The 23,330-nt window shown below is 59.0% G+C and carries 20 protein-coding genes, 1 tRNA gene and 1 pseudogene; 17 read left to right on the forward strand and 5 right to left on the reverse strand.

Annotated features, from left to right (window positions below; genetic code table 11):
• Positions 1-249: 249 nt before the first annotated feature.
• From D1820_RS14120 to pcaC, 4 genes are read right to left on the reverse strand one after another with little or no spacing between them, the layout of a single operon-like run.
• On the reverse strand, positions 250-1,086 hold the full coding sequence (locus tag D1820_RS14120; protein WP_118069490.1) for a 3-keto-5-aminohexanoate cleavage protein: 837 nt from the start codon (positions 1,084-1,086) through the stop codon (positions 250-252).
• 11 nt (positions 1,087-1,097) lie between these two features.
• A complete protein-coding gene (pcaG, locus tag D1820_RS14125; RefSeq protein ID WP_118069491.1) occupies positions 1,098-1,742 on the reverse strand; it encodes a protocatechuate 3,4-dioxygenase subunit alpha in 645 nt (214 codons plus the stop codon).
• The gene (gene pcaH, locus D1820_RS14130) at positions 1,742-2,467 is read right to left on the reverse strand and encodes a protocatechuate 3,4-dioxygenase subunit beta (RefSeq protein WP_040171437.1); all 726 of its coding nucleotides are present in this window, start codon (positions 2,465-2,467) and stop codon (positions 1,742-1,744) included. Before pcaH ends, pcaG begins: the two co-directional genes overlap by 1 nt.
• Positions 2,454-2,879, reverse strand: coding sequence for a 4-carboxymuconolactone decarboxylase (gene pcaC, locus D1820_RS14135; RefSeq protein ID WP_102898279.1), 426 nt, complete (start codon positions 2,877-2,879; stop codon positions 2,454-2,456). The genes pcaH and pcaC overlap by 14 nt, the downstream gene beginning before the upstream one ends.
• 86 nt (positions 2,880-2,965) lie before the next feature.
• On the opposite strand from pcaC, the gene pcaQ reads away from it, so the two are divergent.
• The 11 genes and pseudogenes from pcaQ to D1820_RS14190 all read left to right on the forward strand — a co-directional run bounded on the left by pcaQ (position 2,966) and on the right by D1820_RS14190 (position 15,316).
• Entirely contained in the window at positions 2,966-3,883 is a 918-nt protein-coding gene (pcaQ, locus tag D1820_RS14140; protein WP_040180694.1) for a pca operon transcription factor PcaQ, read from the forward strand.
• A 237-nt stretch (positions 3,884-4,120) separates the two neighbouring features.
• Positions 4,121-4,996: a branched-chain amino acid ABC transporter permease gene (locus D1820_RS14145; protein WP_118069492.1), complete on the forward strand. Its 876-nt coding sequence runs from the start codon at positions 4,121-4,123 to the stop codon at positions 4,994-4,996.
• Positions 4,997-5,000: 4 nt separating this feature from the next.
• Complete coding sequence (locus tag D1820_RS14150) at positions 5,001-6,086, forward strand: branched-chain amino acid ABC transporter permease (RefSeq protein ID WP_040171431.1); 1,086 nt, start codon at positions 5,001-5,003, stop codon at positions 6,084-6,086.
• The gene (locus D1820_RS14155) at positions 6,083-6,850 is read left to right on the forward strand and encodes an ABC transporter ATP-binding protein (protein ID WP_040171430.1); all 768 of its coding nucleotides are present in this window, start codon (positions 6,083-6,085) and stop codon (positions 6,848-6,850) included. Before D1820_RS14150 ends, D1820_RS14155 begins: the two co-directional genes overlap by 4 nt.
• Entirely contained in the window at positions 6,850-7,623 is a 774-nt protein-coding gene (locus D1820_RS14160) for an ABC transporter ATP-binding protein (RefSeq protein WP_118069493.1), read from the forward strand. Before D1820_RS14155 ends, D1820_RS14160 begins: the two co-directional genes overlap by 1 nt.
• Before the next feature lie 43 nt (positions 7,624-7,666).
• Positions 7,667-9,604, forward strand: coding sequence for a long-chain fatty acid--CoA ligase (locus D1820_RS14165; RefSeq protein ID WP_118069494.1), 1,938 nt, complete (start codon positions 7,667-7,669; stop codon positions 9,602-9,604).
• Between the two features lie 46 nt (positions 9,605-9,650).
• Positions 9,651-10,811, forward strand: coding sequence for an ABC transporter substrate-binding protein (locus tag D1820_RS14170; protein ID WP_118069495.1), 1,161 nt, complete (start codon positions 9,651-9,653; stop codon positions 10,809-10,811).
• A 154-nt stretch (positions 10,812-10,965) separates the two neighbouring features.
• A complete protein-coding gene (locus D1820_RS14175; protein ID WP_118069496.1) occupies positions 10,966-11,883 on the forward strand; it encodes an MBL fold metallo-hydrolase in 918 nt (305 codons plus the stop codon).
• A 412-nt stretch (positions 11,884-12,295) separates the two neighbouring features.
• Entirely contained in the window at positions 12,296-13,960 is a 1,665-nt protein-coding gene (locus D1820_RS14180) for a tetratricopeptide repeat protein (RefSeq protein WP_096870433.1), read from the forward strand.
• 155 nt (positions 13,961-14,115) lie between these two features.
• Positions 14,116-15,104, forward strand: a pseudogene (locus tag D1820_RS14185) (NADPH:quinone reductase).
• A gap of 137 nt (positions 15,105-15,241) precedes the next feature.
• Positions 15,242-15,316, forward strand: a tRNA-Gln gene (locus D1820_RS14190).
• A gap of 291 nt (positions 15,317-15,607) precedes the next feature.
• On the opposite strand, the gene D1820_RS14195 is transcribed toward D1820_RS14190, so the two are convergent.
• The gene (locus D1820_RS14195) at positions 15,608-16,621 is read right to left on the reverse strand and encodes a LacI family DNA-binding transcriptional regulator (RefSeq protein WP_118069497.1); all 1,014 of its coding nucleotides are present in this window, start codon (positions 16,619-16,621) and stop codon (positions 15,608-15,610) included.
• A 267-nt stretch (positions 16,622-16,888) separates the two neighbouring features.
• Between D1820_RS14195 and D1820_RS14200 the strand changes: the two genes are divergently transcribed.
• From D1820_RS14200 to D1820_RS14225, 6 genes are all read left to right on the forward strand, one after another.
• The gene (locus D1820_RS14200) at positions 16,889-18,190 is read left to right on the forward strand and encodes an extracellular solute-binding protein (protein ID WP_024098572.1); all 1,302 of its coding nucleotides are present in this window, start codon (positions 16,889-16,891) and stop codon (positions 18,188-18,190) included.
• A gap of 73 nt (positions 18,191-18,263) precedes the next feature.
• Complete coding sequence (locus tag D1820_RS14205; RefSeq protein WP_118069498.1) at positions 18,264-19,145, forward strand: ABC transporter permease subunit; 882 nt, start codon at positions 18,264-18,266, stop codon at positions 19,143-19,145.
• A 10-nt stretch (positions 19,146-19,155) separates the two neighbouring features.
• Positions 19,156-20,037, forward strand: a complete 882-nt coding sequence (locus D1820_RS14210; RefSeq protein ID WP_040171410.1) for an ABC transporter permease subunit — start codon at positions 19,156-19,158, stop codon at positions 20,035-20,037.
• A gap of 12 nt (positions 20,038-20,049) precedes the next feature.
• Complete coding sequence (locus D1820_RS14215; RefSeq protein WP_118069499.1) at positions 20,050-21,096, forward strand: ABC transporter ATP-binding protein; 1,047 nt, start codon at positions 20,050-20,052, stop codon at positions 21,094-21,096.
• Positions 21,093-22,094 carry an endonuclease/exonuclease/phosphatase family protein gene (locus tag D1820_RS14220; protein ID WP_118069500.1) on the forward strand — a complete coding sequence of 334 codons (1,002 nt, stop codon included), beginning with the start codon at positions 21,093-21,095 and terminating at the stop codon, positions 22,092-22,094. The genes D1820_RS14215 and D1820_RS14220 overlap by 4 nt, the downstream gene beginning before the upstream one ends.
• Positions 22,095-22,196: 102 nt before the next feature.
• Complete coding sequence (locus tag D1820_RS14225) at positions 22,197-23,267, forward strand: bifunctional transcriptional activator/DNA repair enzyme AdaA (RefSeq protein ID WP_040171403.1); 1,071 nt, start codon at positions 22,197-22,199, stop codon at positions 23,265-23,267.
• Positions 23,268-23,330 lie beyond the last annotated feature (63 nt).

Consider the following 23,330-nt stretch of genomic DNA (forward strand, 5'->3'; position numbering starts at 1 on the left):
ACGCGCGGCGCATTCGAGGCCCTATGCAACTCGGGAGGGTCAGGCAGTGGGGCAACAGCAGCCGAGGGAGGAGCGGCTCTTGCTGCGAATGCGTCGCGCGCATCAACGAGATAAGGTGCGCTATCCGCGCAAACAAGAGGGGAGAGCCGCCTGACGCCGCGTCCGCAATCCTCAGCATAAAACAGCCGAAAGAGGGGCGAGCGGAGGGCCTGCGACAACCCCGGCCCAAGAGGTTGTGCACGAAGGGTCTCAGCAGTTGGCAGCGCGCAGACCTAAAATGGCACGGGCTTCGGCGCATGTTGCCACAGGGCGGTTGTAGCGATCACATAGATCTGCGGCGCGGCGCACCAATGCGGCGTTGGAGGGCGCAAGCGTATGGCGGTCCAGCCGCAGATTGTCCTCCAGCCCGGTGCGTGTGTGACCACCCGCTGCGATGGCCCATTCGTTGACGTCCAGCTGACCGGCACCAATCCCAGCGGCGCACCACTGCGCGTCCGGAGCAAGCCGCTGTATGGTCTTCACGTAATAATCGAAGACGTCGCGGTCCACCGGCATCGCGTTTTTGACACCCAGTACGAACTGCACATAAAGCGGGGCCTTCAGTCGACCGTCCCGTGACATCGCCACTGCCTGGTGAATGTGTGAGAGGTCAAAGGCCTCAATCTCCGGTTTGACGTCATACGCCAGCATCTGTGCCGCCAGCCAGTCCACCAGATCCGGTGGGTTCTCATAGACGCGGGTCGGGAAGTTGTTGGAGCCGACAGAGAGCGAGGCCATATCCGGTCGCAGCGACAACATGCCGCCGCGTTCGCGCCCGGCCCCTGACCGCCCGCCAGTCGACAGCTGGATGATCATATCAGGGCAGTGATGACGGATCCCGCCCATGAGCCGGGCGAAGCGGTCGGGATCCGAGGTCGGCGTCTCATCCTCAAGCCGGACATGGCAATGCGCGATGCTGGCACCGGCTTCGTAGGCCTCGTGGGTGCTTTCGATCTGCTCTTCAATGCTGATTGGTACGGCCGGATTATGAGCTTTGCGCGGAACAGAGCCGGTAATGGCGACGCAGATGATGCAAGGATTGTTCATGATCAGCCTCCTCAGATATCAAAGAACACGGTTTCATCCGGTCCCTGTAGATGAATGTCGAAGCGATAGACTAAAGGCGTTTCGGCGGTGCCCGTGTCTGCTTGCATCTGCCTCCGGGCGAGGAGAGTGCTGCGTCGAGCGGTCTGCTCGATCAGCTTCAGCACAGGGTCGTTACCGTTCGCTTCATGCTCTTCCTCGAAGTAGAGCCGGGTATTCAGACCAACGTTGATGCCGCGCGCCACAATCCAGATGTTGATATGGGGCGCCATCATTTGGCCGCCGCGGCCGTGAACCGGACCGGGTTTCACGGTTTCAAACTGCCAGTCGCCGGTATCAAAATCTGAAATCACGCGCCCCCAGCCCCGGAACCCGGCCTCGACCTGTTGCGGCTTCCCTTCCGGTTGGGGCGTCTCCCGGTGCGCATATATCCCCTTGGCGTTGGCCTGCCAGACCTCGAGCAACACATCCTTCAGCGGGGCGCCAGTGCCATCCAGAACCTGGCCTTCGATGCGGATGCGCTGGCCCTTGGCCTCTGGGCCCGCGATATCCTGCCCCAGCTCGGTCTCGTAGATGTCAAACCCGGCAGCGCCGGGAGCCAGACCGATATGGACATAAGGCCCTGCAGTTTGTGAGGGTGTTTCCTTCAGCGACGTCATCAGTTCCCCTCCATTCGGTTCTCGAACATCGTCGACCGACGTCCGCGCAGAACGATGTCGAACCGATAAGCGATCATATCCAGTGGGCGGGTTTCATTCATATCGAGCCGCGCGATCAACTGCTGTACGGCGACTGGATCCGGGATGGTGCTGACAATGGGGCAGCGGGCAATCAGCGGGTCGCCTTCGAAGTAAAGCTGGGTGATCAGGCGCTGGGCAAAGGCGCTGCCGAAGACCGAAACGTGGATATGCGCAGGACGCCAGTCGTTGATACCGTTGCGCCAGGGATAGGCTCCCGGTTTCACCGTGCGAAAGGCATAGGCGCCATTGTCATCTGTCAGCACCCGGCCGCAGCCGCCGAAATTCGGATCTAACGCGCCCAAATAGCCGTCTTTCTTGTGCCGGTACCGGCCGGAGGCATTGGCCTGCCAGATTTCGACCAACGTGTTGGGGACAGGTCGTGCGTTTTCGTCCAAGACCCGGCCATGCAGCAGGATCCGCTCGCCGATCGGACTGCCGCCATCACGCGCGAAATTGGTTAGAAGATCGTTATCGCCTTCTGCGATGTCAGTTGGCGCAAAGGTCGGGCCGGTGATTTCGCTCGCCGTGTTCTCCAGACTGAGCAGGGGCAATCGCGGTGACCGGCTAACCGATGTTTTGTAGTCCGGTGTAAAAGCGGGCGGGTGCCAGCGGCGGTCGCGGGAGAAGTAATCAGGGGGCGTCATGGCTGTCTCCTGCATGGTTGTCTGTGGCCTCTTTTTCGGCGGCCATCTCGGCATAGGTTGTCTTGGCGAGCTTCAACGCATGATTGGCGCGTGGCACCCCGGCATAAATGGCGACATGCTGAAAAACTTCTGCAATATCCTCGGGCGTTGCCCCTGTGTTTGCGGTTGCGCGTATGTGCATCGGGATCTCGTCAAAATTGCCGAGCGCTGCCAAGAGCGCCAGAGTCAGCATAGACCGCTCGCGGCGGCTGATCTGATCTGAAGCCCAGACCGTGCCCCACGCGGCTTCGGTAATCAGCTGCTGAAACGGCGCGTCCAACGGGGTTGTGGCCGCATCTGCGTTGGTGACATGGGCGGCTCCCAAGACCTCTCGGCGAATGTTCTGACCTGCGTCATACTGTGGCTTGCGCATCTGCTTCTCCATTCGCTATGTGTTATCTCATATCGTAATTGGTCTGTATAATCCTGCAATATGGATAGTTTTATGTCGAAAATGATATGCGTCTTTCGTCTCAGTTGAAACTCCGCCATCTGGAGGTCTTCGTTGAGGTTGCGCGAAAGATGAGCGTCACCCAGGCTGCGGAGCGGTTGGGTATGACCCAACCGGCGGTGACGCGCGCTCTGCGTGAGCTGGAAGCGGTCTGTGAGAAGCCGTTGGTGGAGAAGCATGGACGCGGTATTCGTCTGTCTGCCTATGGTGAGATGTTTCGGGACTATGCCGGACGCAGCTTGGCACTGACGCGTGATGGTGTTGATCTGCTGCGCGGGCTGGATGCGGCGGAAGGATCGAAAGTTACCATTGGGGCTTTGCCAACGGTATCGGCCACAGTGGTGCCAGACGCGCTGGCCAGTATCTGGGAGCAAGGCGGGCGCAACCGGTTTTCGGTGATGTCAGGTGACAATCAATATCTCCTCGATCTGTTGCGACGCGGAGAGCTGGACGTCGTGGTGGGGCGTTTGCCTGCGCCTGAAAACATGGTCGGCTTGGATTTCGATCCGCTGTTTCGCGAGCGGGTCACGGTGGTTGTGGCGCCGGACCACCCGCTGACAAGGTTGGATGCTGCACATCTGCCGGATGCCCTGTTCGGCAAATACCCGGTGCTGATGCCGCCGCCTGCGTCGATCATACGTTCCTCAGTTGAGCGGATGTTCCTGGAGCAGGGCATCCCGATGCCCGATGCGCCTATCGAGACGGTGTCGTCGACGTTTGGTCGCCAATTCGCGTTGGCCCATCAGGCCATCTGGGTGATCAGCCACGGCGTTGTGAGGTCCGATCTTGCCAGCGGCGTTCTGGTGGCACTGCCCTTGGATACGGACAGCACCCGTGGGCCAGTGGGGCTGTGCCTGCGTAGTGAACATCGCCTGTCCCCAGCCGCTGCTAGATTCTGCGCTGCACTGAAAAACGTCTGCAGCTGACCGCGACGACACGACCTATTTTGGTGATGCTGTGGCCGGTTGATCCGACGCGAATGTTAGGTGCTTTCTGCGAATCTGATAGCCTGTTTTTCTGGCCCTGACGCAGGGTCGCGTGGATTGACAGGTGAAAATGTATCTCTCTACTCTGGGTTTAATCGCGGTAACGAGCAGGCTTGAGGAGGCCTGCATCGTGCAAAAATACGCGAAAACCGCCCTGAACGGGCAGGGGAGGACATTTTGGACGGAGTGCAGCTGCTGGTCAGCGGGCTTGCGAACGGCTGTGTTTACGGCCTGATTGCGCTTGGCTTTGTGCTGATCTACAAGGCGACCGAAGCGGTCAATTTCGCGCAGGGCGATTTCATGATGCTCGGCGCCTTTGTCACGCTGGGGCTGACCAGCGCCGAATATCTGCATCTGCCGTTTTGGTTGGCCGCGCCCTTGTCGATCGCGATCATGGGCGGGCTCGGGTATCTGCTGGATCTGGTGATCCTGCGCCATCTCTTCGGCCAGAACCAGACGGCGGTGGTCATCCTGACCATCGCGCTCGGCTTTGTCATCCGGTTTTTCGCGGGTGCCATCTGGGGGCATGAACCGCAAACGCTAGAGAGCCCGCTTGCCCTAGGTGATGTGCAACTCGCAGGGGTTGTTCTGGGCTTGGCGGATCTGGCGATCATCATTGTGACCGTGCTGCTGACCTGGTCACTCTATCAGTTCTTTCAGCGCACCAAGCTGGGGCTGGCGATGCAGGCGGCCAGTCAGAACCAGATGGCGGCGTATTTCATGGGCATTCCTGTCAAACGGGTGCAGGGGCTGATCTGGGGGCTCTCGGGGGCAACCGCAGCGGTTGCGGGCATTCTCTTTGCCTCCAAAGGGGCGATTGATCCGAATGCGGGGCTACTTGGGATCAAGGCCTTTGCTGCAGCGGTCATCGGCGGTTTCGGCTCGCTGCCCGGTGCCTTGGCAGGCGGGTTGATCGTGGGTGTCATTGAACCCTTTGCCGCGCGATACCTCGCGGCTGGGTATTCCCAGATTGCCCCCTACGTGCTGTTGCTCGCCGTGCTGGTGTTCCGCCCACATGGCCTGTTCAGCCAAGTCCGCACAAAGAAGGTCTGAAGCCATGCGGATCCAGTTCAAAACCAGCTACGACCACGATATCCGCCTGTTTCCCGACCGTCACAGCCTCATCGTTTATGGCGCATTGATCGCATTGGCACTGGCGCTGCCGCTGCTGATCAATGAGTTCTACATTGGCGAAGTCACAAATGTTCTGATCTGGGCGATCGCCGGACTGGGGCTGATGTTGCTGACCGGTCAGACCGGTCAGGCCAGCCTTGGCCACGCCGCGTTTCTGGCAATTGGCTGCTATGCCAATACAATCCTGATCGAACAAGGGCTGCCATTTGTGGTGGCGTTTCCGCTGGCTGGGGTGATTACCGGGATCGTCGGGGGCATCATCGCCATTCCGGCGCTGCGTCTGCACGGGATCTACCTTGCTATCGCGACGATTGCCCTGTCGATCCTTGCCGATGATATCATCGTTTTGCTGGAACCCTGGACCGGTGGTGTCTCGGGCAAGTTCCCTGATGTGATCCGCCTCTTCGGTATTGAGATCGAGCGTTGGACGATGCCGGTCCGGTTCTACTATCTTGTGCTCGGTGTCACGGTAATCTGCACGTTGTTTTATCGAAACCTGCTGCGCTCACCGCTTGGCCGGGCCTTTGCCGCAGTGCGCGACAGTGAGGTCAGCGCCACCGCGATGGGGGTTCATATCGCCCGCACCAAGGCGACCGCTTTCGGGCTGAGCTGCATGATCACCGGGTGGGCCGGGGCGTTGATGGGCTATTACGCGGGCGCTTTCAACAACGAGACATTTTCCCTGGTGATCTCCATCACCTTGTTGATGATGATCGTCATCGGGGGGCTTGGATCCATCCATGGCGCGTTCTTTGGCGCGGTGGTGGTTGCGTTCCTGCCGCAGGGGCTGTCGATCCTCAAAGACAGCGTTCTGGGCAGTGGTGTTGCCATTCCGGGGCTGGAAACCGGCGTCTTCGGGATGATCCTGATCCTGTTCATCCTGTTTGAACCAATGGGCCTCTATGGGCGCTGGCTGAAGATCCGCATCTGGTTTGAGCTGTTCCCCTTTGCTCGCAAGGACATGTTCCGCCGCCAGAAATCCTATCTCAAGACGGAGCGCCTCAGATGAGCCTGTTGGAGATTGAACATGCAACGCTGAAATTTGGCGGCGTGGTGGCGGTGAACGATCTCAGCTTCTCGGTGGAGGAGGGGGAGGTCTATGCCATTGTCGGCCCCAACGGCGCGGGTAAGTCGACGGTTTTCAACCTGATTTCCCGGTTTTACCAACCGCATTCGGGCCGTCTGAGTTTTGACGGGCAGGACCTGCTGCAGTCCAAAGCCGATGCGGTGGCCGACTTGGGCATTGCGCGCACGTTCCAGAATATCGAGCTGTTCGACCATGCGACCGTGTTGCAGAACCTGCTGGTCGGGCGGCATCGCCACCGGCGTAGCACGCTGATGGAAGAGCTGTTCTTTTCTCCGCGCGTCCGGCGCGAAGAGCGCCGCCACCGGGCCGCGGTGGAGGAGGTGATCGACTTCCTCGACCTGCAGGCCTACCGCGACAAGATGATCGCCGGGTTGCCCTATGGGGTGCGCAAGGTGGTTGAACTGGGCCGCGCGCTGGCGTCCGGCCCACGGCTTTTGCTCTTGGATGAGCCCGCCTCCGGCCTGTCGGTTGAAGAGACACAGGATATGCGCTGGTGGATTGATGATATTCGCAAGCAGATGGGGATCACCGTGCTTATGGTGGAGCACGACATGGGGCTGGTCTCCAGCGTATCGGACCGGGTGCTGGCGCTGGCGGATGGCGCCAAATTGGCGGAAGGAACCCCGGCTGAGGTTCAGGCCAATCCTGCGGTGATTGAGGCCTATCTGGGCGCGGGGGCGGTGTGATGGGTGCAGCCTTGTTGGACATCCGCAATCTGGAGAGTTTCTACGGCCCCATCATGGCCATTCGCGGTGTCTCCCTGTCGGTGGAGGCTGGTCAGATCGTTACTGTTCTGGGAGCAAATGGGGCTGGGAAATCGACGCTGCTAAAGACAATTTCTGGGATCATGGATCCTGAAAAGGGCTGTGTCAGCTTTGATGGTGAAGAGATCCAAGGCGAGGAGCCACACCGCATTGTCCGGCGCGGCATCGTGCATGTGCCGGAGGGACGGGAGGTTTTCCCCCTGTTGACTGTTGAGGAAAACCTGACACTGGGCGCCTACACCCGCCGGGATCAAGCGGAGATCGAGCGTGATCGCCAGATGGTGTTTGACTATTTTCCCATTCTGGCAGAGCGGCGCCACCAGGAGGCCGGGACGTTGTCCGGCGGTCAGCAGCAGATGCTGGCGATTGGTCGCGGCCTTATGCTGCGCCCGCGGATCATGCTTCTGGATGAGCCAAGCCTGGGGCTGTCGCCGCTACTGGTGCAGGAAATTTTTGGCATCCTCAAACGGCTGAACCGTGATGAGGGGGTGACCATGATGTTGGTGGAACAGAACGCGCGTATCGCGCTTGAACTGGCTCATGTCGGTTATGTCATGGAAATCGGGCGCATTGTCATGGACGGCAGCGCCGACCGGCTGATGGAAAGCGAGGATATCAAATCCTTTTATCTGGGCCATCAGGAGGCGGGCCAACGCAGTGAAAAACGCTGGAAGCGCAAGAAGACATGGCGCTGACCAAGAGGCCTGAACAGGCGCAAAAACATGGGTTCAAGCGCGGATGGGGATAACGGTGACACAGACAGTGGTGGCGGCAGATCGCAGAGCAGAGCAGGATGGGGCAACGGCCCCGTTGCCTCAGGTCGTGCTGAACGGTGCCAGCTACAACGCGACGCCCGGACAACGGCCGGTCATGGTGGATCGCTGCGATACAGTGGCGAAGCTCTTTGCACTGCGCTGCCGCACGCTTGGTCCCCGCACCGCGCACCGAGAGAAGGACATGGGCATCTGGAAGGCCTATTCCTGGCAGGACTATTGGGACCACGCTGAGAAGATCGGCCTCGGCCTGATGGCGCTTGGGTTGGAGCGCGGCGAAGTTGTCTCAATCCTCAGCGAAGATCGCAAGGAATGGCTCTACCTCGATATGGGTATTCAGGGCGCCGGGGCAATTGCCTCGGGGGTCTACACCACGGATTCAGCCCAGCAACTGGCCTATCTGGTCAATGACAGCGGCAGCCGGTTTCTGGTGGTGGAGAATGACGAACAGCTGGACAAGTTTCTGGAGATTGAGGCGGAGGTTCCGCACCTGCGCTGGGTGATCATTCTGGACCGCGACGGGCTGCATGATCTCCGGCATGAAAAATGTCTGTTTCTCGATCAGCTCTATGATCAGGGGGCAGCCTATAAAATCGCCAATCCAACCGGGTTTGAGGATGCGGTGGCGCGATCTCGACCGGATGACACTGCGCTGCTGATCTATACCTCCGGCACCACGGGTCTGCCTAAGGGCGCCATGCTGAGCCATGAGAATATTCTGGCCACGATGGAGTCGGGCGCGCGGTCGCTGGAGTGTTATGCCACGGATGAACAGCTGTGTTTCCTGCCGCTGTGCCATATTCTTGAGCGCAACGTCTCGGTCTATCTGCCGATGGCGGCGGGCAGTACGGTCAATTTCGCCGAAAGCCCGGAGACGGTCTTTGACAATATTCAGGAGGTCTCGCCTGCAACCTTCTTTGCGGTGCCGCGTGTCTGGGAGAAAGTCTATTCCCGCGTTCTGGTGCTGGCGCAGGAGGCGACCTGGCTGGGTCGCTGGGCCTTTAACCGGGCTGTGGCGGCGGGCGCGGCGCGGGCCAACTATGTGCTGGCCGCGAAACCTGTCCCGAGCGGCATCGCGCTGCGCTACCGTATCTGGGATCTGCTGGTCCTGCGGAATCTGCGGCGAATGCTGGGGCTGGACCGGTTGCGCCGGGGCGGTACGGGGGCGGCACCGATCTCACCTGAGTTGCTGCGCTGGTACTGGTCGATCGGGGTGCCTCTGATCGAAGGTTACGGGATGACCGAAAACGCGGGGCTGACCGCAGCCAATCGGGTTTTGTCGCATCGTCCGGGCACCGTTGGTCAGGCCGTGCCGGGCGTCGAGATCCGCATCGCGCCGGATGGCGAAATTCAGCTTTGGGGGCTGAACAATTTCCAAGGCTACTGGAACAAGCCTGAAAAAACCGCTGAAACCTATACCGAGGACGGCTGGTTGCGCACAGGCGACGTCGGACAGCTGGATGATGCAGGTTTCTTAACCATCACCGGGCGGATCAAGGACATTATCATCACCGCTGGTGGGAAGAATATCACCCCGGCGGAAATCGAGAGCCGGTTGAAATTCAGCCACTATATTTCCGATGCAGTGGTGATTGGTGATCGGCGTAAATTCCTGACCTGCCTGATTATGATTGATCAGGAGAACGTCGAGAAATTTGCCCAGGATCGAAAAATCCCGTTTAGTGATTTTGCCTCGCTCTGTGCGGCGGAACAGGTGGTTGACCTGATCCGGGGCGAGGTCGATGCGGTGAACAGGGATTTTGCGCGCGTCGAACAGATCAAGGATTTTCGCCTGATCAATGTCCTGCTGACAGCTGAGGATGACGAGCTGACCGCAACGATGAAGCTGAAACGCGGGCTGGTGGAGAAAAAGCACAAGAACCTGATTGACCAGATGTACTGACATAACGGGCGCATCCGCGCCGGGGGACACAAGGGAGTAAGCGCAGATGAAGACATGGACAGCGAAGCTTGTCGGGGTAGCTCTGGCAGCGGGGCTTGCGCCGCAGGCGATGGCGGACACTCAGGGCGTCAGCGACAGCGAAATCGTGCTGGGGTCAGTCAATGACCTAAGCGGGATCTTTGCCGCGGTGGGCGTGCCTGCGGTAAATGGCGCCAATCTGCGTTTCGAGGAAGCCAATGCAAATGGCGGGGTCCATGGCCGTCAGATCCGTTTCGTGGTGGAAGACAATGGCTACCAGATCCCGAGGGCGATGCAGGGCTACAATAAGCTTCTGAACCGCGATCAGGTGTTTGCGATGCTGTTGTCGCTTGGCACACCGATGAATATCGCCGGTTTTAAACTGCTCGACCCGAAGGGCATTCCCAACATCAGCCCGCTGACCGCTGCGCGACAGATGCTGCAGGACCCAGTGGACAATAAATTCATCGGCTTTTCCAGCTACTATGATCAGGTGCAGGCCGGGGTGAGATATCTGGCAGAGGAGTTCGATGCCAAGGAAGTCTGCTCCATGTATATCCCGTCCGACTTTGGCAAGGAGATCAAGGAGGGCAGTGCGGATATCGCTGCCGACCTGGGCCTGCGCTTCGCTGCTGAGACGACGCATAAACCGGATGAGCTGGATTTTGTTGGCTCCCTCACCAAGCTGAAGGCGGAAGGGTGCGATGTCGTCACCATGGCGCTTGGCGTGCGGCAGGGGATCACCGTGGTTGGCACTGCCAAGAAACTGGGCTGGACAGATGTGAAATTCCTCAACACCTCTGCCGGATTTCTTGAGGTGGTGGCCGCCGTACCAGGCGGCGTGACAGACGGGTTATATGCGGCGGCAGGCTGGGCCGATCTGATCGCCCGGGCCGAAGATGAAGTGCCCGCCAAGTTTATGGCGGACTATGAGGCCAAGTTCGGCCAGCCCGCCGGTGGCTTTGCCATGCTTGGATATAGCGCTGCCAATACCGTGGTGAACGCGCTGGAGGCGGCGGGCCCCGAGCTGACGCATGAGAGCTTCATCAAGGGGATGGAAAGCCTCGATTTCTTTGATGCGCTGACTGACACACAAATCACCTATGGTCCTGATGATCATCGCGGTGCCGATGTCATTGTTATTTCGGTTGTCGAAAACGGCGTCTGGAAAGAGTTGAGCCGGAAGTAAGCCGTATTCTCGCAATGAAAACCAAAGAGCCTGCAGACCGTAATCTGCAGGCTCTTTTTTGTTCCGCGAAAACAATCCGAGATATCAGGTCTGACCGGGCTTCATTTCATGCACATATTTGAATATCATGAGAGCGTGTCGAGGGAGGCAGATCATGACAGTGACAAGACGGCGTTTTGTGCAGGGGCTGGGCGGGGGCATGGCTTTGTTGCCAGCGAGTCGCGTTTGGTCTGAGACCAGAGTCTCGCTTGGTGGTGCGGAGATTCTCAGCCTGTCCGATGGTCAGATGCGTCTGCCACCGTCGTTCCTATACGGTGATCTGGATCCCGCCATGCTTGCCCCGGTTCTGGCAGAGCATGGGATGACGCCTGACGATCCGCTGACGCCGCCGATCAATATCACGCTTCTGCGTGACGCGGATCGCATTGTTCTTTTCGATGCGGGGGCCGGGCCAGCCTTTCAGCATGGGACAGGGCAATTGCCGGATGCTCTGGCTGCGGTTGGCATTAGCCCTGAGGATATTACCCATGTTGTCTTTACCCATTGTCACCCGGATCACCTCTGGGGAGTTCTGGACGATTTTGATGATCCGCTTTTTGGCAACGCAAAGCATTTGATGGGACGTCAGGAATGGAACTATTGGTTTGATCCGGCGACGGTCGAGACGATTGGCGAGGAAAGGGCATCCATGGCCGTCGGTGCGCGTCGCCGGATGGAGGTATTGGCAGAGGGGATCACCCTGTTTGACGATGGTGCCGAGATCCTTCCTGGCGTTGCTGCGCGGGCCACTTTTGGCCATTCGCCCGGCCATATGTCGTTTGAGGTCGCCCGTGGTTCCGACAGAGTTATGGTCTTGGGGGATGCGGTTACCAACGCCCATGTCAGTTTTTCTGAACCGGGCTGGGAGCTTGCGTCGGATCAGGATCCCGTTGCCGCAGCGCAGGTGCGGCAGCAGCTGCTACAGCAATTGGCCGCTGAACAGCTGTTGGTTGTGGGCTATCATCTGCCAGAGAATGGCGTTGGGTATGTCGAGGCCTCCGGCGATGGGTATCGATTTGTGCCGGGCGCTTAATTCAAAAACAACCTTTGCGTGCAAATGCTGATTTGTTGAAGCTACATGAAATGGGGGCGGGTCAGATATGACCTGTTCCTTGAACTGTAAGCTCTTTCTGCCTGTTGCCCGTTGTTGGTTTGCATCGGTTGCTGAGACGAACATGGCGCCTGGATTTCGATTCCACCCCTCCGTCCCGATCTACGTCGCACATAGATGGAGTGCTCTGGCATGGGTGCTTGCCAACCAATATCCGGGTAGGTTGGCGTTGCTACAAAAGTTCGTTATTCAAACACTTTGAAACCCTTTAGGTTGTATTATTTATGGTGACTTTTATTGATTCCTGTGAGATGGTTAATTTGTGGGTAATCAATTTGGTCGGGATAAGGGGGTTTAGGTCTCGGTTGAATTGCTAGAGATAATGGGTTGGGATATGGAAAATAAACTTAGAATTCGCCAGTTTGGCGCGTTTGGAGTTTTTCTGCCCGATGGAGAGAGTGTTCTCCTCGGCTCAAAGCACCAAGCATTATTGGCACTTTTGTCTACCGCAGAGGGCGGGGTCCGAACGCGGGCCTTTCTTGAGCGTACACTGTGGAGTTTGGCGCAGCCAGAACAGGCCAAGGCCAGCCTGAGGACAGCGCTGTCGACCCTTCGGCGACATCTTGGAGCGGATTGCGCGCGTTTGCTGTCTGCCAATCGGGAGCGTGTGGTACTGGATCTGTCCCAAATAGAGGTGGATGCAGATCCGGGAAAAGGCGATTTCATGGAGGGGTTCGAGCTTCCACATGAAACGACGTTCGCGGTCTGGCTGGAACAGCAGCGCAATGAGCTGACGCGAGCCGATGCCCGGAACCGGGCTGCGACCGGAATGCTGCGGGACTACAGCCGCGCGGTGCTTGACAGCCTGCTGCCACCAATTGCGGTTCTGCCATTTGTGCATCGTGCGCCGGGAGATGCGAAATCACCACTTGGCGCCTTGCTCTCGGAGGAATTGGTGCGCCATCTGTCGCGCAGCCATGCCTTTTGTGTGACGTCATATTTGGCCTCGCGGCAGTTTGATCCGCACCAAATTCGGCCAAGCGAAGTCTACTCGATGGCGGGCGCCAACTATCTGGTTTCGGGAACGGTGAATGTTACCGGGCAGACGTATCGGCTTCAGGTCGATTTGCATGACGCCGAGCGTGAGCGAGTCATCTGGTCCCGAGATTTCACCGAGTCCCTCGCATCACTGACCAGTGGATGCAGCGCAGCATTGCGGGATGTGACTGCGCAGATCGGATGGACGGTTGTGGGGGAGTCGGTGCGGCTGGTTGGCTTTCGCCCCTTGTCCAAACATGACAGCCACACGCTGCTGATGGCGGCGATTGCACTGATGCAGGACATGCAGCTGCCGCAGTTCAATCAGGCGCAGGAAATTCTTGCTGTATTGCTGGAGCGTGAGGTGCAGCATCCGGTTGCTCTGACGTGGATGGCCATGTGGCACGTGATGCGTGTGCAGAAGGGGTTCTCGACCGACCGGCAATTGGATGCGCATCTGGCCAATCAGCTGATTGCGGCGGCACTGGCGCAAGATCCATCCTTTTCGCTGGCGTTGACCGTGCGCGGATTGATCGCGAGCCACCTGATGTTCCGCTTCGATCTGGCGCAGGATTCCTATGATCTTGCGTTGAAGGACAACCCGAACGAGGCCCTGGCCTTGCTGCTCAAGGGGACAACGCTTGCCTATCAGAATCAGCCGGAAGATGCCGTGCGCCTGACGGATGCCGCACGTCGCCTGTCACCGCTTGGGCCGCAGCGATATTACTTCGATTCGCTTTCGGCTACGGCCAACCTTGGGGCGCAGAACTATGACCGCGCGGTCAGCCTTGCGGATCGGTCGTTGCAGGCCAACCCGACGTTCCCGGCAACGTTGCGGACGAAGGCCATCGCCCTGCAGTCCATGGGTCAGACGGCCAAGGCACGGGATGTGGTGAAATCCTTGCTGGATGTCCAGCCGGGGTTCAATATCGCCCGTTATGAGAAAGACCATGCTGCCCCCAATGCCCCATTTGGCAAGGACTGGAGCAAGGCGCTGAGATCTGCAGGCGTTCCTGCCTGAACAGGATGACAGCCGGGTGATCTTTAAACCGGGCGAAAACAACGCAGACGCGGGGGCTTGCAAGCCTGCCGCGTCTTCGTTCTTTTGCGGGGGTGACTGGTGCCGGGTCTTGCCGACGCAGGCGCTCGGTCGCATAGGGTGAGAGGGGCCACATCATGAAAGCGATCACATATCGGGCATTTGGACCGGCGGAAACTGTGCTGCAATTGGAGGACCTGCCCGATATCGCGCCTGCGCGGGGCGAACTGCGCGTTGAACTGGCCTATTCCGGCGTCACCCATCGGATGTGAAGGCAAGGGCCGGTGCCCGTGCTGGCGTCTCTGAACTGCCCTATCCTGTGATTGTTCCGCATAGCGACGGATCTGGCGTGGTCGCCGAGGTGGGCGAGGGGGTTGATCCGGCCCGGATCGGAGAGCAGGTCTGGATCTGGAATGGTCAGTGGCAACGTTCAAATGGCACCGCAGCCAGCTCGATCACCCTATCCGCGAATCAGGCTGTTCCTCTGCCCGCAGGGCTGACCCTGCAACAGGGTGCAGTCTTGGGTATTCCTGGACTTACAGCGGCCCATACAGTGTTTTCTGGCGGCGATGTCGGTGGCAAAACGGTGCTGATCCAAGGCGGCGCCGGGACGGTTGGTCTGCTGGCGGTGCAACTGGCCAAATGGGGCGGCGCGCGGGTGGTTGCCACCTGCTCGACCGCGGATTTTGAACGGGTTCAGCGTGCCGGAGCTGAGGCAGTGCTGAGTTACGCTGAGGATGATCTGGCTGACCAGATCCTGGCCGCAAACGGAGGCCGTCCCGTGGATCACATTGTTGAGGTTGAATTTGGTGCCAATTGTGCGGTCGACACCGCTGTCATCGCCCCCAACGGACGCATCACCGCATATGGATCGGCACGGGTCATGACCCCAAGCCTGCCGTTCTACCCGTTGATGTTCAAAGCCGTAACGCTGGAGATGGCGCTGGTCTATCTGCTGCCCGCAAAGGCCCGGCGCAATGCCATCGAACGTATCAATGCCGCCGCGGCGCAGGGCGCGCTTCAGCCTCCTATCTCTGCGGTTTTCGATCTGGCGGATACAGCTCAGGCGCATCAGGCCGTGGAGGCCGGAAAACGCGCAGGTGCGATCCTTGTAAAGACTGGGTGAGCCACGAAAAACCAAAGATCGCAGGTGGTGATTTCCAAGGCCAATCCACGCGATCAAAGGGAAGCGCGAAAACTGCATTTTTTTCCAGAAACCCCCTTGCGCCTCCCGATATCTGCCTTTAGACAGCCGCTCACCGATGGGGTGTGGCCAAGTGGTAAGGCAACAGTTTTTGGTACTGAAGATCGTAGGTTCGAATCCTACCACCCCAGCCATTTTTCTCTGAACATCTGATAAATTAGACGATCTACGCCCGGACGTACGCTCGAGCTGTTCAGGGCGTTGACGCGGTGGTCACGTAAACCGTGGTTCTGACTGCTTGGTGAGTGTTCTTCCTCATATTGCTAGGCAGATGCGATCCAAATCGCGTGTTGATCCGCGCTGCCGACCTGTGCCTGAGCCTATGGGGCGGACCAGCCGATTTTCATCGTCTGGGAGCGAAGTCAGAGGGGCCTGTCTTAGACGGGGTAAGATATTGGACTTGTTGTAAGAACAGGATGTGGAGGTCAGTGCGTGTCACGCAGGATGAGTTCCGCATCCAGCAGCACGGTCTCTTCCTGCGCCTGAGGGTGGTCGAGGCGCCGATCCAGGCAGCACAATACCGCTGCGACCATGTCACCAATAGGGTTTCGCAATGTGGTCAGCCGGATGGTTGGCCAGCGGGCCATTTCGATATCGTCAAAACCGATGACCGAGATATCCTGTGATACGGCACGTCCGGCATCCTTCAGAGCCCCGAGTGCGCCGATGGCCATGGCATCATTGGCACAGAATATCCCATCGAAGTTGGCCTGTTCCAACAGTCTTTGGGTGGCGAAATATCCGCTCTCGGTCGTGTAGTTTCCTTTGATTTCTCCAGCAAGGGTGAGCCGATGCTTCGCCAGGCCGTCGAGCAGCCCATTCCGACGCTCAGAGGTCGCGCCGAAGTCGTCGGGCCCGCCCACCAATGCGACGTGCTGCCGCCCTCGTTGCGCAAACAAATCTGCTGCCAGCAGGGCGGCCTGATGATTGCGAAGGCATATGTTATCGACCCGCTCAGCGTCGATAATACGGCCAGAGGCAATGACGGGGATATGCAGTTTGCTGCAAAGATCGACAATCTCGGTGGCGAGGCTGCCGCTGCGCAGAATCATCGCGTCCAGCGGATATCGCAGCACCTGAGTAACGGCATCGCGGGCATGGTCGCCACTACCGGCGATCACCACAGGCCATTTACCCGCAGCGTTTAGGCCTGCAATCAGGGCCGAGGTGGCCTCCTTGTCGTATTCATTCCGCATCTCACCCGCAAAGACTGCAACCAAATTTGAGCGGGCGCCCTGCAACGTGGCCGCCAGTGCGTTTGGCTGATAGCCCAGCTCATGAGCAGCCAACAGGATGCGTTCGCGCTTTTCCTGATCAAGATAGGCGCCCTCGGTGAAGGCCCGCGACACTGCCGAACGCGAAACACCTGCAATTTCAGCGACATCCGCTGCGGTCACGCGCGAAATCCGCCTACCAGCTGCTGGGCCTTGTCGTTTCATCTGTCGTCCCTTTCGGGCGGGATGTTTTTTTCGTTAAACACCGAAACCCTTGACACAACCGTTACATACCGCCCCTATATGAACACGTGTGCAGGTCTGGTGCAACGGACTCGTTCCTGAGACAAAAGCGCTTAAAGCGCTGCTGCAGCAGAGCTCACTGGCCTAAGGGGAGGCCAATTCATAATACCGCGGCGGGCTGAACCGGTCGCCGTGGTTCAATTGGAACCGCTCGCTCTTATAGGGGCGACGGAGGACCGGAGACAGAAGATGAAACGTATTGCGTTCACAACCGCTGCCACGCTGGCATTCGCCGCCAATGCTGCATATGCCGAAACTGAAATCACCTGGTGGCACGCCATGGGTGGTGCGCTGGGTGATACCGTCAACCAGATCGCATCCGACTTCAACGCGAGCCAAGATGAGTATAAGATCACCCCGGTTTTCAAGGGCACCTATGAAGAGACCCTGACCGCCGGCATCGCCGCCTTCCGCGCGGGTGAGCAACCCAATGTGATGCAGGTGTTTGACGCCGGGGCGGCTACCGTGATTGGCGCGAAGGGCGCGACCATTCCGGTGCAGGATCTCTTGGCCGACAATGGCGTTGATTTCGACATCAATGACTATATCGCTGGTGTGCGCTATTTCTACGCCGACAGCGATGGCAAGATGATCGGCATGCCGTTCAACTCCTCTACGCCCATCATGTACTATAACATCCAGGCGCTGGAAAAAGCGGGGGTTACCGCACCCAAAACCTGGGAAGAATTCCAGACCGTGACCGCGCCCGCGCTGAAAGAGGCTGGGTATACCGCCCTTTCGCAATCGCACTTGCCCTGGATCTTCACCGAGAACTTCCATTCCCGCCATAACCTGCCGTTTGCAACCAACAACAATGGTTACGACAGCGTCGACACGCAGATTCTGGTGAACAATGACGCGATCAAGGCGCATTTCACCGCTGTGACCGACTGGCAGGAAAAGGGCCATTTCGAATGGTTCGGCACAGGCTGGGGCGACAACCAGACGCCGTTTGAAGAAGGCAAGGTTGCCATGTGGCTGGGTTCTTCCGGCTCCTTTGGTGGTCTGAGCAAAAAAGACCTGCCGTTTGATTTCTCCGCAACCATGCTGCCCTACTGGGAAGGTGTGACCAAAGAGCCGACGCAGACGTTTATCGGCGGCGCGTCCCTGTTTGCGATGGCTGGTCATGATGCCGAAGAAAACAAGGCAACTGCTGCGTTCTTCGACTTCCTGACCTCTTCTGAGGTGCAGTATTTCTGGCACAAAGAGACCGGATATGTGCCGATCACAGAAGCCGCCTATGAAATGGCAAAAGCGGACGGCCATTATGACCGTGCGCCTGCTGCCGAGGTTGGTATTCAGCAGCTGTCGCTGCCCGGTGGTGACAACACCAAAGGCTATCGCATGGGCTTCTACGTGCAGATCCGCGACGTGATGAACCGTGAATACGGCCGCATCCTGACTGGTGAGACATCGGTTGAAGACGCGTTCAACGCCATCGAAGCCGAAGCCAACAACCTGCTGGCCCGTTTCGCCAAAACCCAAGGCTAATCGCGGGGCTTCCCCTTACTTGTGACGGCCGCAGCCCCTGCGGCCGTCACGCATTCCAACGAAGAGGCACACCGTGAAACGCGCCGGATTCTCGACCAAGTGGATGCCGATCCTGCTGCTTATGCCGCAGCTCGTCATTATCGCTATTTTCTTCTATTGGCCCGCCTGGCATGCAATCCAGTCGTCCTTCTACCTTCAGGATCCGTTTGGGTTTGGCTCAACCTTCGTGGGGCTGGATAACTATACCGATCTTCTGGGCAATCCCGAATATCGCCGCGTCGCGATCTTCACTCTCGTCTTTACAGTGCTGGTAACCTTCTTCTCGCTGGCGATTGCACTGCTGTTGGCGGTGAAGGCGGACAATGTTCTGCGCGGTGCCCGCACCTACCGGACGCTTCTGATGTGGGTCTACGCGGTGGCGCCGCCGGTTGCAGGCTTTATCGGCCTGATCATGTTCGACCAGAGCTGGGGGCCGCTGACGCGCCTTGCTGGCGTCTTTGGCTGGGACTTTGTGCTGGGTGTGAATTTTAATGACACTGCTGCCGCCATGGTTCTGGTGTCGGTCTGGAAACAGATTCCGGTCAACTTCATCTTCTTCCTGTCCGGGCTTCAGTCGATCCCGCGTTCCGTGCGCGAAGCGGCGCTGATCGACAATCGCTCAGCCACAGGCCGGTTCTGGGATGTCACCTTTCCGCTGCTGGCGCCGACCGGTTTCTTCCTGCTGATCATCAATATCACCTATGCGCTGTTCGACACCTTCGGCATCGTCGATACCCTTGTGAAAGGTGAACCGGGGAACAACCCGATGACCCTGGTTTACAAGGTCTACGTGGATGGTTTCCGTGGCAACGATCTGGGTGGTTCGTCGGCGCAGTCGGTTATTCTGATGGTCCTTGTCCTGGCGCTTACGATCTTCCAGTTCCGGCTGATCGACCGCCGCATCCACTATACCTGAGGGGGCTGACATGGCTGACCAAACACCCGTCCAAACGCCACGCCGCTCCATCAACTGGGGGGCTATTGGCGACCACACTGTGCTGATCCTCGGCTCGCTGTTCATGTTGGTGCCGCTGATCATGGTGGTGTTGACCACCACGGTGCCGGATGTGGACATTATCAAATACGGCCCGCAGCTGAAAATCGGCGATCAGTTCGATGAGAATTTCGAGAAGGCGATGTTTGAGGCGTCTGGGTTCTCCGGAGCGAATACCGGGACCCGGATGCTGTTCAACTCCTTCGTGCTGGGCATCGGCTTTGCGCTTGGCAAGATCGTAATCGCGATGATGGCGGCCTATGCCATCGTTTACTTCCGCCTGCGGTTCGCCTCGCTGGCCTTCTGGGTGATCTTCACCACGCTGCTTCTGCCGCTGGAGGTGCGTATTCTGCCTTCTTATGAGGTGGTGCAGCAGCTGGGTATGCTGAACACCTATCAGGGGCTGATCATTCCGCTGATCGCATCGGCCACGGCGACATTCTTCTTCCGGCAGTATTTCCGGTCGATCCCCGAAGAACTTGTTGAGGCTGCCCGCATCGACGGGGCAGGGCCGGTGAAGTTCTTCATCGATATTCTCGTGCCGCTGTCCAAAACCATGATCGCAGCGATGTTCATCATCATGTTTGTCTTTGGCTGGAACCAGTATCTCTGGCCCACGATGATCACGACCGAAGAGGACATGTATACGCTGGTGCGGGGGATCAAACAGATCACTCAGACCTTGGAAGGCACCAATGTGCCGGAATTCGGTCGCGCAAATCTTCTGGCAGTGATTGCCATCCTGCCCCCGGTGGCAGTCGTCATTTTCTTCCAAAGCTGGTTCGTCAAGGGCCTGACGGAATCCGATAAGTAAGGACTTCACACAATGGCTCAGGTTACCCTGAATTCTGTACGCAAGGTCTACCCCAACGGGGTTGAGGCCGTCACCTCCTCCAGCTTCAAGATCGAGGACGGCGAGTTCGTCGTCCTGGTCGGCCCGTCGGGCTGTGGTAAATCCACCCTGCTGCGCATGATCGCCGGTCTGGAGGATATCACCGAAGGTTCGCTGGAGATCGGCGACCGGGTGGTGAACAACGTGGATCCCGCAGATCGCGATATCGCGATGGTGTTCCAGAACTACGCGCTTTACCCGCATATGACCGTGCGCAAGAACATCGCCTACGGTCTGAAAAACCGCAAAACCCCTGCGGATGAGATTGAGCGCAAGGTGGCCGAGGCCGCCAAGATGCTGAACCTCGAAGAGTATTTGGACCGCAAACCGTCTCAGTTGTCCGGTGGACAGCGCCAGCGGGTTGCCATGGGCCGTGCCATCGTGCGTGACCCGGCATTGTTCCTGTTCGACGAACCTCTGTCGAACCTCGATGCCAAGCTGCGCAACCAGATGCGGATTGAGATCAAGGCATTGCAGCGCCGGTTGGGCGTGACCTCTATCTACGTGACCCACGATCAGGTCGAAGCGATGACCATGGCGGATCGCATCATCGTGCTGAACGGTGGCCGTATCGAACAGATCGGCACCCCGTCTGAGATCTACCACAACCCGGCGTCTGTCTTTGTCGCGTCGTTTATGGGCGCCCCGCCGATGAATCTGATCGACGCCACCATCGCCAACGGCCAGATGACATTGCCGGATGATGTCTCCATGGGCGCGCTGGACACCTCGGCCCAGGGCGCGGTCAAGCTGGGTATCCGGCCGGAGGACGTGCAGCTGGTCGCCGAAGGTGGCCTTGCCATCAACGTGGAGCTGATCGAAGAACTCGGCGCCCATCGTCTGTTGCATGGCAAACTGGGGGGGCAACCCTTCACCATTCACGTACTGAAGGACATCCCGGTTGATCCCGGCACCCATCAGATCTCTGTCGATCCAGCTGCGATCTGCCTGTTTGATGCGGAAAGCGGCCAGCGACGATGACACGGGTTCTGGACAGTCTGCCGTCGGTTTCATCCGATCTGCAGGCGCGGATCAAGGCGGCGCCGCGCAATGCGGTGGCGCATCGGGCGCTGATGGCTGAGGTGTCGGCAATGTCGGCCTTGCAATCCGGCGGTCAGGCCTCTCTGGAAGTCTTGACCGCCTCGGTTTCCGTTGTTGCCTGGAATGTCGAGCGCTGCCTGTTCCCGGAGGATACGGCCCGCCATATTCAACCTCTCGCCCCGCAGGTCGTTTTGCTGTCGGAGGTGGATCACGGCATGGCCCGCACCGGTCAGCGCCACACCACCGAGGCCATGGCGAAAGCATTGGACATGGCTTACGTCTTTGGCGTTGAGTTCCATGAACTGGATCTGGGTGGCCCGACCGAGCAGGCATTCTGCACGGATGATTCCAACCTGTTTGGCTGGCACGGGAACGCCATCCTCTCGGCCGTTCCGCCAGAGCGTGTCACCCTGATCCGGCTCGATGACCACGGCCACTGGTTTTCCTCTGATGAGGTGCCCGCCGATCCGGAACAGCCGCGTCTTGGCGGGCGGATGGCTATAGCGGCGGTCCTGCCGACTGAGGCGGGGCCGATTTGCGTTGTCTCCACCCATCTGGAAAGCAATGCTGACGCCGACCATCGCCATGCGCAATTCGACCGTCTGCTGCATGCAATTGAGGCGTTTGCGCCGGATATGCCGGTACTGATCGGCGGGGATCTCAACACTGGCAACCATTTGCCGCCTGATTTCGATTGGCAACGTGAGACGCTGTTCGATCTGGCGCGCGCGCATGGCTATGACTGGTCGGCGACCCCGGATGGTGTCACCACCCGGCCAAGCCTTATCACGCCGCATCCGGACAGGCAGATGAAACTGGATTGGTTCTGTACCCGTGGCATGCGCTCAACGGAAAACCGTCTGGTGTCTTCAGTTGATGAAAATGGCCGTCCGCTGTCCGATCACGATGCGGTCTGGTGTCGCGTCGCGCTGGACTGATACGGGCGCATGCCAGAGGCTGCCAAACCAAAAAACCTGCCGCCGCATAATCCACGCCTGATTATCGGCGGCAGGCTCAGGGCCATATGCTAGACAAGGCATATGTTGTTTGATCTTCCTGACCATGAGGCGCTGTATCAGGCGCTGCTCAATCGCGATGACCGGTATGACGGGCAGGCTTATGTCTGCGTCGCCACGACCGGCATCTTCTGTCGCCTGACCTGCCCGGCACGCAAACCCAAACGCGAGAACTGCCAGTTTTTCGGCAGCGTAGGCGAATGTATCGAAGCGGGGTTTCGCGCCTGCAAACGGTGCCACCCCCTGCGCCCGATGGCAGAGGCGGATCCCGCAGTGGCCACCCTTTTGGCGGCCTTGGACCAACGCCCGGACTACCGCTGGGGGGAGGGGGACATCACCCGCATGGGCTTTGATCTCTCCACGGTGCGGCGCAGTTTCAAGCGGCAGTTCGGCATGACCTTTCTGGAGATGGCCCGACAGCGCCGGCTGCGCGAAGGTTTCACCGTGTTGTCGGACGGCGGCAAGGTGATCGAGGCGCAGCTGGATGCGCAATTTGACTCCCCCAGCGCGTTTCGCGCCGCATTTGCCCGCCTGTTGGGTCGCGCGCCTGGCAGCCTGACCGGCGAAGGCCTGTTGCTGGCGGATTGGATTGCGACACCGCTTGGCGACATGATTGCCGTTGCCAGCAAGACAGAACTGCATTTGCTGGAATTCGTGGAGCGCAAGGCGCTCAAGGGCGAATTGGACAAATTGCAACGCGCGGTGAAAGGCGACCTCGGCATAGGCCCCACACCGCCGAGCGAGCAGATCCGGGCGGAACTGGATGCGTTTTTTGCGGGGCGTTCGGCGCGGTTTGAGACCCCTTTGGCCTATCATGGCACAGCTTTTATGCAGCAGGTCTGGGACGCGCTGCGACAGATCCCACCGGGCATCACCCGCAGCTATTCGGAGATTGCGCGCACCATAGGCCGCCCTGATGCCACCCGTGCTGTTGCCCGCGCCAATGGCGCCAATCAGATCGCTTTGGTGGTGCCCTGCCACCGGGTGATTGGTGCGGATGGGTCGCTGACCGGATACGGTGGGGGGCTGTGGCGCAAACAGCGGCTCTTGGACATTGAGCGCCAGTATCGCACATCGGCGGCGCAGCCGGTCTGAGAACCTCGCCCCAAGAACGGAGGGGCACGCAGGTAGCCCCTCCAGACCGATCGGCGGTTTCCC

Source organism: Phaeobacter sp. LSS9, from assembly GCF_003443595.1.
Lineage (GTDB): Bacteria > Pseudomonadota > Alphaproteobacteria > Rhodobacterales > Rhodobacteraceae > Phaeobacter > Phaeobacter piscinae.